The 10,454-nt window shown below is 26.3% G+C and carries 12 protein-coding genes; 4 read left to right on the forward strand and 8 right to left on the reverse strand.

The features are described 5' to 3' along the window. Positions 1–89: 89 nt before the first annotated feature. Complete coding sequence (locus A9758_RS01590) at positions 90–1,373, reverse strand: tRNA(Ile)(2)-agmatinylcytidine synthase (RefSeq protein WP_011406722.1); 1,284 nt, start codon at positions 1,371–1,373, stop codon at positions 90–92. Positions 1,374–1,447: 74 nt separating this feature from the next. On the opposite strand from A9758_RS01590, the gene A9758_RS01595 reads away from it, so the two are divergent. Continuing rightward, the gene (locus A9758_RS01595) at positions 1,448–2,506 is read left to right on the forward strand and encodes a transcriptional regulator (protein ID WP_011406723.1); all 1,059 of its coding nucleotides are present in this window, start codon (positions 1,448–1,450) and stop codon (positions 2,504–2,506) included. Here the strand turns inward: A9758_RS01595 and A9758_RS01600 are convergent. Continuing rightward, positions 2,501–3,238 carry a hypothetical protein gene (locus A9758_RS01600; RefSeq protein ID WP_011406724.1) on the reverse strand — a complete coding sequence of 246 codons (738 nt, stop codon included), beginning with the start codon at positions 3,236–3,238 and terminating at the stop codon, positions 2,501–2,503. The genes A9758_RS01595 and A9758_RS01600 overlap by 6 nt on opposite strands. Before the next feature lie 461 nt (positions 3,239–3,699). On the opposite strand from A9758_RS01600, the gene serA reads away from it, so the two are divergent. Beyond that, on the forward strand, positions 3,700–5,274 hold the full coding sequence (gene serA / locus A9758_RS01605) for a phosphoglycerate dehydrogenase (protein ID WP_011406725.1): 1,575 nt from the start codon (positions 3,700–3,702) through the stop codon (positions 5,272–5,274). Positions 5,275–5,343: 69 nt separating this feature from the next. Here the strand turns inward: serA and A9758_RS01610 are convergent, their stop codons facing one another. The 4 genes from A9758_RS01610 to A9758_RS01625 all read right to left on the reverse strand — a co-directional run bounded on the left by A9758_RS01610 (position 5,344) and on the right by A9758_RS01625 (position 8,265). Next, entirely contained in the window at positions 5,344–6,258 is a 915-nt protein-coding gene (locus A9758_RS01610) for a Mov34/MPN/PAD-1 family protein (protein ID WP_011406726.1), read from the reverse strand. A gap of 47 nt (positions 6,259–6,305) precedes the next feature. Continuing rightward, a complete protein-coding gene (locus A9758_RS01615) occupies positions 6,306–7,019 on the reverse strand; it encodes a tRNA(His) guanylyltransferase Thg1 family protein (protein ID WP_011406727.1) in 714 nt (237 codons plus the stop codon). Between the two features lie 71 nt (positions 7,020–7,090). Beyond that, complete coding sequence (locus A9758_RS01620; protein ID WP_011406728.1) at positions 7,091–7,861, reverse strand: aspartate dehydrogenase; 771 nt, start codon at positions 7,859–7,861, stop codon at positions 7,091–7,093. A 23-nt stretch (positions 7,862–7,884) separates the two neighbouring features. Beyond that, positions 7,885–8,265, reverse strand: coding sequence for a PRC-barrel domain-containing protein (locus tag A9758_RS01625; RefSeq protein WP_011406729.1), 381 nt, complete (start codon positions 8,263–8,265; stop codon positions 7,885–7,887). Between the two features lie 271 nt (positions 8,266–8,536). Here A9758_RS01625 and A9758_RS01630 point away from each other — a divergent pair, with 271 nt between their 5' ends. Beyond that, positions 8,537–9,262, forward strand: a complete 726-nt coding sequence (locus tag A9758_RS01630) for a tRNA-binding protein (protein WP_048059884.1) — start codon at positions 8,537–8,539, stop codon at positions 9,260–9,262. Between the two features lie 17 nt (positions 9,263–9,279). On the opposite strand, the gene A9758_RS01635 is transcribed toward A9758_RS01630, so the two are convergent. Together A9758_RS01635 and A9758_RS01640 are read right to left on the reverse strand one after the other, a co-directional pair. Beyond that, positions 9,280–9,480: a class III signal peptide-containing protein gene (locus A9758_RS01635; protein WP_011406731.1), complete on the reverse strand. Its 201-nt coding sequence runs from the start codon at positions 9,478–9,480 to the stop codon at positions 9,280–9,282. 8 nt (positions 9,481–9,488) lie between these two features. After that, a complete protein-coding gene (locus A9758_RS01640; RefSeq protein ID WP_158005508.1) occupies positions 9,489–10,172 on the reverse strand; it encodes a type II secretion system F family protein in 684 nt (227 codons plus the stop codon). Here A9758_RS01640 and A9758_RS07525 point away from each other — a divergent pair. Further along, the gene (locus A9758_RS07525; RefSeq protein WP_158005509.1) at positions 10,150–10,311 is read left to right on the forward strand and encodes a hypothetical protein; all 162 of its coding nucleotides are present in this window, start codon (positions 10,150–10,152) and stop codon (positions 10,309–10,311) included. The two genes, A9758_RS01640 and A9758_RS07525, sit on opposite strands and share 23 nt — an antisense overlap. Positions 10,312–10,454: the final 143 nt, after the last annotated feature.

Consider the following 10,454-nt stretch of genomic DNA (forward strand, 5'->3'; position numbering starts at 1 on the left):
AGTATTAATTTTTTTTTAAATAATAAAAAAAGAAAAAGAATAAATATTCTAATAAAACCACTATTTTTTTGAAGAAAAAATTTCTTTTATTAGTTATCTAACTTCATTCTAACAATTGGTTTTGCTAAATGACGTCTGGCTTCTGTTGGAACTTCATAGAATCCAATATCAAGATCACGTGGAATACTTTTTCTAATTTTTTTACCATCCCTTAATCTCCTACTACATTTTGGACATTTAAAACCCTTATCTTTACCAGCAGATTTCATTCTTTTTCCACAGACACATATTGGATTTGAATATTCATATTGTGGTGCAATTTCATTTAATTTGAATTTTTCAATATTAAATGTATGATTATCATTTAATCCACCATATATTGTTAATTTATCACCAACACACAAGTTTCTAACAATATCTCTAAATGATTTTGTAGGTTCAAATGCTGCACATTCCATAATGTCTGTATTGTCACTAACTTTGAAAAAAACATGCCCTCCCTCTATATCATAGGGTTTTTCTACAACCTCACAACTAAAACAGTAACATCCCGTATTTACCATGTCTTTAATTTTTACTCCATGTTGTATATGCATATCAGTATGTTGATTTGTTCTAAAGATACAATAATCTTCTATTTGTTCATATGATTTCACAATATTATGTGCCTCTTCTACTATAGAGGGTGTATTTCCTCTTATACCATATAATACTGGACATGGAGTATGAGGCTCTATTGCGGCATAATTTCCTTCTATATCGATATTATCAAATGTTTCAGGATATGTTTTTTCATTCATTAAAAAAATACTTTCTTCATCTAATTGTCTTTTTGTACCATAATTTTCAGGAATACGATATGCTAAACACTCAAAGGTCTCATCATTTAATTCAATACCAATAGCTGCAATAGCACCAATAATACCTCTACCTTTTTTAAATTTATGTACCCTTGCACCTATACTATGTGCAAATTCTTCAGCATAATCTATAGTATATATTGAATATATTGCATTTATTGCATAGTCTCGCATGGCTTGTGTTATTTCACCTTCATAAAATACAACACCAGGATTTGTATTAACTCCATCAAACATTGCATATTTTTCAACATAATCCAGTACAATTTTTTCAACTAATTCCACATCACTTCGTGATTCTAATTCCAATACAAATGATAAAGCTCCATTTCCCCTTGTTTTATACCTTGCAAATGGATTTAATCTAATTAATCTTGGAAAATCCATTGGTTTTATATTATATTCTTCTAATTTTTTAAGTATTATACAAGTTAAATAAGTTGTACACATTCCTTCTGCTGAGTCAGTATCATCTATTCCAACATGTAACTTTATTAATTTCTGTGAATTCAAAGTATTACTTCTCCCATAAAATATTGTTATTTACTATTATAATATTTTATAAGAAAAAATATATATTATATATTATGAAAATGGACAGTTCTACAATTACACGTAAAAATATATTAGATGATGTTACAAGTCTACTTACATCGTTTGGTTTTAAAACTTCAAATATCTATGACAGAAACTGTTTTGATTTACTAGCTAGAAAAAAAGACATACTCATAATACTAAAGATACTTGTTAATATAGATAGCTTAACACCAACACAAGCAGAAGAATTATCTAAAATCTCTGGAACTTTTCTTGCAAGTCCAATAATAATTGGATATAAATCTAAACATAACTACTTAGAAGAAGATATTGTATACGAACGTCATGAAATTCCAGTAATATCACCACAAACATTATGTAATATTATTGTTAATGATATTCATCCAGAAATATTTGCAAAAAGAGGTGGATATTATGTTAAAATCAATGGTAATTTACTTAAAAATTTACGTGAAAAAAATAATTTATCACTGAAAGAACTTGCAGATATAAGTCATGTTTCTAGAGAAACAATTTATAAATATGAGAAAGGAAATTCACAGACATATCCTGAAACTGCAATGATGCTAGAACAAGTATTAAACAGTCCAATTACAGAATCAATTAATTTACTAGAAACAAACAATACAAAAACCACAACACTTGATAAGAAAATTCAAGAACCAATAGAATTAATTAAATTAGGTTATGATATAAAATCATCAAATAAAGCTCCTTTTGATGCAATATCTGAAAGACAAGAAGAAACAGAAGAAGTAAGACAATTAAAAGAAAAACTTGAAAGTAAATTAGATGAAATTGAAAAAATCAGGGCAGAAATCAATAAAAAAACTAAACATCATAATCTATTAATTACTAATATGGAACGTAATCGTAGTGATAATACATTGAATAAAATAGCAAATTGTACTGAGGATATTTCTCTAATTACAGGACATGATGCATTATTTGTTCTTGAACATAAAAAAGATAAAGAATTTATCAAAAAAATACCTGCCATATATACATGGGAACTTAAAAATATGGACAATATGGAAGAATTATTAAAACTAATAAAAGAAAGAAAAGAAGAAGCTAATGATTCATAATTTGAATTTATTAATAATTCCAAGTGTTTCTTCTGCTTCACTTTCCTTTGCTAAACCAACACATACACAATCTACATAATCAATATTTTTTATAAAATCATAGGCTTCTTGTGGCTTCAATATACCTGTTGCTAGTGTTCTATTTACTATGATCTTTTTACCTATTTTTTCTACTGAAAAGGAAATTTTATCTTTATTTTCTTTATTTAAGAAATTACAATCCATCATATACCCATAAAAATTCAATGGAAACATAATTACATCGAAATATTCACATAAATTAGATTCACTTATAAGTGGTAAATTTTTAAATGGTGTTCTTGTTTCTATTGCTGGAATATATCCCCTATTTTTTATTTCTTTTAAATACTTTATAATATATTCAAAATCACCTTCATCAATTTTTTTATCAACAAAACTTCCATCTAAAATAACCGTAGTTGTATTGAAGTTATCAAAAACATTTAAATCCCCATTAAATGTATTAAAATTAGTCATTCCAATTACAGACCAAGTACATCCCATATTTTCAGATATTTCTAATGCTTTTTTAATATCATCAGTCACATTAAAAAGAAATTGATTAACACCTAATTGATATGATTTATTTAATATTTTAGCTATATTTTCAGGTTGATTTTTAAAATCTAGTTCATATAATCGTGTTCTATGACCAAATTGTGGACTGAAAATAAATGGTGAACTACCTAATATTACCTCACTATATGTCATTGTTAATAACCTCGTATTCTTAATTAATTATTTTATATAATAATATATAATTATCATTATAAAAAAATAAAGAAAAAAAGTATCAACTATTAAAAAAATTAAAATTAAGAATTAATATGATATTTTAATTAAAAAACTCAAAATATTCCTAATCACCTTATTGATTCATCCCATTGAAAATAAAATCATAAATAACACTTAAAATACCACCATAGTTATATTATTCATTTTTAAAGAAAGTAAATACAAATACTATTATGAAAGTTAGAATAAATATAAAAAGATACTGTTTCTAAAAATTTCTAAAAAGAAAAATATCATGTATTTATAATAAAAAAAACATAAATTAAATATAATATTGAACTAATATTTTGCAATATAATGTTAAAATACAATATTAATTTTATAAATGGAATGGATTTTCCAAAATTCAAGTATAATATAAATAAAGGAGATCAAAAATGCCAAAAGTATTAGTAGCTGATAAGATTAATGAAAAAGGTGTTGAAGTATTAGAAGGATCTGCTGAAATAGTAAACAATCCTAAAATAACACCAGAAGAACTATTAAAAACAATTGATCAATATGATGGAATAATTGTAAGAAGTAGAACAAAAATGACAAAAGAAGTCATTGAAAATGCTAAAAACTTAAAAATTATTGCAAGAGCAGGAGTTGGAGTAGATAATATAGATGTTCAAGCTGCAACAGACCATGGAATTCTTGTAGTAAATGCTCCTCAATCTACATCCATCACAGTAGCAGAACATGCAATGGGTTTAATGCTCTCATTAAGTAGAAAAATAGCTATAGCTGATGCTTCTGTAAAAGCAGGCAAATGGGAAAAAAGTAAATTCATGGGTATGGAATTAAGAAACAAAACTCTTGGTGTAATTGGTATGGGTAGAATCGGAAGTCAAGTTGTAAAAAGAGCAAAAGCTTTCGAAATGGATGTTATTGTATATGATCCATACATAACAGAAGACGTTGCAAAAGAATTAGGTGTTGAAATAACAACATTAGACTATCTTGTTGAAAATGCAGATGTAATGACAATACACGTTCCATTAACACCTGAAACAAAAGGTTTAATATCCAAACCAGAATTAACAAAAATGAAAGATCATGCAATTCTATTAAACTGTGCTAGAGGTGGAATAATCAATGAAGCAGATCTTTATGAAGTATTAAAAGAAAGACCTGAATTAAAAGCAGGACTTGATGTGTATGAAAATGAACCTCTAGAAAACAGTCCTCTTGTAACATTAGATAATGTTGTATTAACACCACATATTGCTGCATCTACCAAAGAAGCTCAACGTGATGCTGCAATCATAGTTGCAAAAGAAGTTAAAGAAGTAATCAACGGAAACATACCAAACAACGTATTGAACATGCCGGTTGTTGATAATGAAACCTTTCAAACCCTCAAACCTTACTTCCAATTAACTGAAAAATTAGGACAAATACTAGTTCAAACTACAACCTCTAACATATCAGAATTAAACATAGTATATAGTGGTGAAATCTCTGGTAAAGCTAAAGAACCACTAACAAGAGAATTATTAAAAGAATTCTTAAACCCTATCTTAACAGAACCTGTTAACTCTGTAAATGCTAAAGCTGTTGCAAAAGAAAGAGGTATAAAAATTACTGAAGGAGAAACAGAAGATAGTGGAAAATATGATGCAACAATAAAAATTGATGTATTCTATGATAATGCTGAAATGAAAATAGAAGGTGTTGTTGAAAATAATGAAGCTAAAATTATTTCCATAGATGATTATGATGTAAGATTAACTCTTGAAGGTAAAATGGCTATCATTAAATATGTAGATCTTCCAGGCACTATTGGAAAAATTGGTAAAATATTAGGTGATTATAAAATCAATATTGCAGAAATGCAAGTAGGAAGACAAACTGAAGGTGGAGAAGCTATAATGGTTCTTAAAGTAGACCAAGAAATAACTGAAGAAGTAGTTTCAAAACTCGAAGATGATAATGATATTGACTTTGTAAAACCAGTAAAATTATAATATTTTACTAAATCCTTTATCTTTTTTTATAAGAATATTTCAAAAAAAATTAAAAAGAGAATAGAATACTTATTTATTTAATTCTCGTAAACGTTTATTTTCTTTTTCTAATCTTGCTATATCTGATTCCATTTCTTTAATTTCTTTTTCTATTTCATCAGATGATTTTGATACGTCATTTACTTTAGCTTCTATTATATTTTCAGGAGATTTTATAACATTTAATATAATTTCATCTATAGAATCACCAGGTGTTCTATCAGTACGAATATCTACTTCCACCTCATCTCCTGGTTCATACTCTGGAGGTAGTGGTAATTCTTGATTAATTATTTCACCATCTACTTCTAGTTGTATATTTATTGTGTGTGGTTTATTAATTACTGGTTCTTCTTCATTTTTTAGGTTAATATTATCTGTAGTAGTTATTTTATTTTCTTGTTTCATCATATCATCCTCATTTTCAAGTTTTTTTAATTCTTGTAATAATTCTTCATCAAATATTTCATCTTCAATAGCTAAATCACTTAATTTTTTAATATCTACTTCATTACCAAAGTCTTTTATAGTAAATGTCATTGGAGTTCCAAAGGCATCATATGCTTGTATTGTAGCCTGAGAATATGGTCTACATATGATCATATGGAAATAACCATTTTTTCCAAAAAATGATAAATCTGCATTTGATGGTTGATTACTTGGTCCTGGATGACTATGTACTGATCCTACTGCATTAACTGTCATGGGCATCATAAATACTTGCATTACTGCACTTGTATCAGAAGCTTCAAAGGGTAGAAAAATTAAACCAGTTATTTTTAAAATAGAATTTTCTATATCTCCAGAAAGTAGAGCTACAAATTCTTTTGGGTCTGCATTAATTGCTATTTTAATTATTTCTTCAACTACTTTCTCATCTATCCAAACTTCTTCAATCTTTTTATTATTACCTAATAATTTAGATAGTGTCTTGTTAAAATCCATATTTGCCTCCCTTTTTAAATAAAGTCTAAAAATATCTTATTCAACATTTACTTGAATAAGGATATATTTTTATCTACATATACTTTATTTCTAAAGTATAAAGTTTTTTTCTTTAATTTTGGATTATATCCTTCTTTTTCTTCTTTAATTTTATAGATTGCCACACCTCTTTTTTGCCATGTTGGTACGTGTGCAATATTTATTCCATGATTAAATAATAATTCATGAATATTGGATTTGTTGAGTTTATATAATATTTTAGCAGTTTTTTCAGGTTTATTTTCTTTATTTAATACGTATTGTGCATATGAATTTAAACAATTACGCCAAGATTCATCTTGTCTCCATTTAAAATAGTTTTTAATATTTTTAGAAGTAATTATAATTCTTGAATCAAAAGATGCTGGTTTCAATGTAGTTATATCCACATCAAATTGATCTTTACTAATAAATAAGTGTTTCATAAATGAACTAGATACATATGAACATATAACTGAGTCAATCTTCTCAACACGTCCATTAAAGGGGATTTGTTCAAGAAGTATATTTATTTCATCAGAAAAAGTATAAATATATTTTGTATTAAATTCTCCTAAAACATCCTTTGACACTTCAATAAAAAGATTTCGTAAACGTTTATCAAAGGGTTTTTTTAAACCTAATTGTTTTGTATATTTAGAAAAAGAACGACCATCAATTCGTATTATAATTGGTAAATCTGGAACTATTTTTAGTTGTGAGAATTGTTCATATTCCTTCAATAAAATCACCATAAGTGTTTAAAAAAAAGATTAAAGAAATGGTAAAAACATTAACATTTGATTATAAAACATTATGATCCTATTTGAATAGTTTTAGATAATTTATTTAATAAACATGCTGCTGAGAATGCAGCTAGCATACTTGTTTTAGGATTATCTGGACTACTTACATTAGCAGTTCTTGTTATTAATTCACCAAAAGATCCTTTAAGATGAATTTCATGTGTATTTTTGTCAATTTTTGGATCTGCTATTATTTTAACATCAACATCAATACCTGATGCTAAACTTAATGTTGAGGATACATTGATATTTTTTGGGAATTTGTTAACAGCCTCTGAAGCTTTTCCCTCAAATAATACTTTTTCTTCATTACCCTCCAAAGTCATACCTAATGAAACTGGTGGTTTTCTAGTAGTTAAAGATATTGATTCAATTTCACCCATAGTTGATGCTTTAACCGTATCTATTCCTGTAATTGCACCTGTTGGTAAATATATTTTAACATTAGATTCATCAGCCAAACGTTCTAAATGATTTTTAAATTCAGAATCCATTAGAGCTCCAACACTCATTATTATTACATTAACACCATTTTCTAATATTTTTGGAACTGAGTTACGTACTGCAGACTGTGCTGCTGCTTCTAATATTAAATCTGATCTTTCAATTAACTCTTCGATTGTATCAACTACTTCTGCATCAACCTTTTTTGCTAAATTAATCGCATTATTTCTGTTTATATCATAGAAATATGATAGTTTAACATTTAATTTTCCATTTAGTTGAAAGTTTGTTAATGTATTTGCAATAGATCCACAACCCATAATACCTATTTTCATTAAAAAATTACTCCCTTATTAATTTAATTTTTTTGCATAGGCTTAGTGATTGGGGATTTTTTACGTTGTGGTACTGCTTTTTTCTTTTGTTGAGCAGCTTGATATTGAACAAATTTTTCTTGATCTATTATTATAATATCACCTACTGCTGAAACTATTTCATATGGAATATCAATAATTCCTTCAGTTTTTACAGGACCTACTTCTTCATCAGGTACAAGTCTCATTGAGTTTCTTAAAACATCTCTTAAACCAACATTTTTATTGTCTTCTGTTAATGCTTTTGTTTTAAAAAAGGATATTCTACCTTTTTTAATGTTTAATACCACTTCTGTTACTTTTCCTACGTATTTTCCTTCTGTATTATAAATATTTAAATTGTAAAATGTAGATAAATTTACCATTATTTTCACCAAATGTTTTGTTTTAATGTATTAATGAGATATTCTTCTTTATTAGCAATAATGTAATATATTTCTTTTTTATTAATTATAAAAAAAGAATAATTTTTGATGATTAAGTATATGTTTAGCATAATATATAAAAATAACCTTAAAATATGAAAATATTCTCCATTTAAAAGACTATATGTATGAAAACAATATAATTAAAAAAAATGAAATATATATAATTATATTGAATTAATAAACAAAGATAGAAATTTGGGTGATTAAAATTTGGGATACAAGTAACGATTATAGATTAAAAGTAGCTGAAAAAGCAATAGAAGATTTTATTAGAGTAGTTGAAGGTTCTAATCTAAGAGGTTCATGGAATAAGAAGAAAGTTAGATTAATTGCTAAGGATATGAATCCAGATATTCAAACATTATATTATTCATATATTTCTCCAGATCAACTTGCAAAAACACCACAGGTGAATAATCTTTTAAAGAGTGTTGATGAAATTATTGAAAATCTTGGTGGAGAAAATTATTCTAAAAAATTTTTATCTGAATTAAATAGAGAAGAACGTGAAAAACTTGAATTACCCCTATCAAAGATGAAATTTTTCTTCAATACAATACGCGGACTTCCTGCTAGATTAATGCTTGGAGAAATTGATGATCCTATTATTGGTGTTGATATTCAAGTTGGTGAATTAGTAAGTGTTAGTAAACATCCAAAAACAGATACATTAATGGTTTGTAATGTAAATCTAGGTAAACGTGCAATTACTGTAATTACCAATGATTTATCTGTTAAAGATAATGATCATGTTGCTGTTTCTTTATTACCACCTAGTGCATTTATGGGAATTAGTAGTGAAGGTATGTTTTTAGGGGCTGGAGAAGGTATTTTAAAAGATGTTGAGGGAGAATTAGGTAGTCTACCACAACATATCGACGTTGCTGCACTTAATGAAACAAGAAATCTTGTAGACCAGTATCTTAAAGATTAATCTCCCAAACCTTTTTTTTATAAATTACTAATTTTTTTATCTAAATTATCTAATTTTGTTTTTATGTCATTTATTTCATTATTTTTAATTTCAGTATCAAATTGTTGTAGATACTTTTGATAGATATTCATAGCTAAAATAACTACAATCAATATACCTGCAAATAAAAGTATTAATTCAACAGAAGCTTGTCCTAACCTATCTTCATATATGTTCATAAAACCACCTATAGTCCTATAATAGTAGTGAATATCATTCTTGAAACAAAATATACAATAAGTGATGAGGGTAGTAGTATAATTAAATATTTAACTCCTTTTTTATAGTTAGAATATAATACTACTCCCAATAAGAAGCTTACAAGTATTGACTGAATAGTTATATACCCAAAACTTGCAAGTGGAATAGTATTTATTAGTGGATTATTTTTTCCAATTTTTTCTATAAATTCTGAATAAAGACCAATCATTCCTAATGCAAATGGTGTTGCTATAGTTGATGAGATTATTATTAACATTACAGACATCATGACACTTGCTCTTCGTTGCTTTTTTAATAAGATAATCTCCTTTAAATCATGTGATATATCCTCCAATACTTCTGCCAAATTTCCTCCTGATTCCCTTGTATGAATAATTATTTGAAAAATATATCTTAGATTATCTAAATCATTTCTATTAGCAATATCCATTAATGATTCATTAAATGGTTTTTTAAATTGTGTTTCTATTAAAAGTTGTTTGATTTCATTATTCAACGGTCCTTTACTTGTTTTTGATAGTTCTTCTAATGCTGATTCAAATCCAAGCCCAACATTCAACAGAGAAGCTATTTGATTAAGATAATCTGGTAGTTGTTCTTCAATATTTTCTTTTCTATGTTCTCTGTTGTATGAAATATATATTATCATAATAACTGAAGGTAAAAATAAAAATAGAACAGATATTATTATGGGCCATTTAATTACACTAAGTAGTATTAAACTTATAATAAATAGAAAAAGACTTAATAATAATATTATTGCAATTAAATCCTCAGCACGTATATAAATACTTGTATTTACAAGAATTTTTTGTAGTTTAAATAAAAAATCTTGAGAAATATTTCTTTTTATATTATTACTTATTAATTTAAATATTTGAATATACATAAAATTATTAATTTTATATATAATAATATTATTTTAATTATT

Source organism: Methanosphaera sp. A6 (assembly GCF_001729395.1).
GTDB lineage: Archaea > Methanobacteriota > Methanobacteria > Methanobacteriales > Methanobacteriaceae > Methanosphaera > Methanosphaera stadtmanae.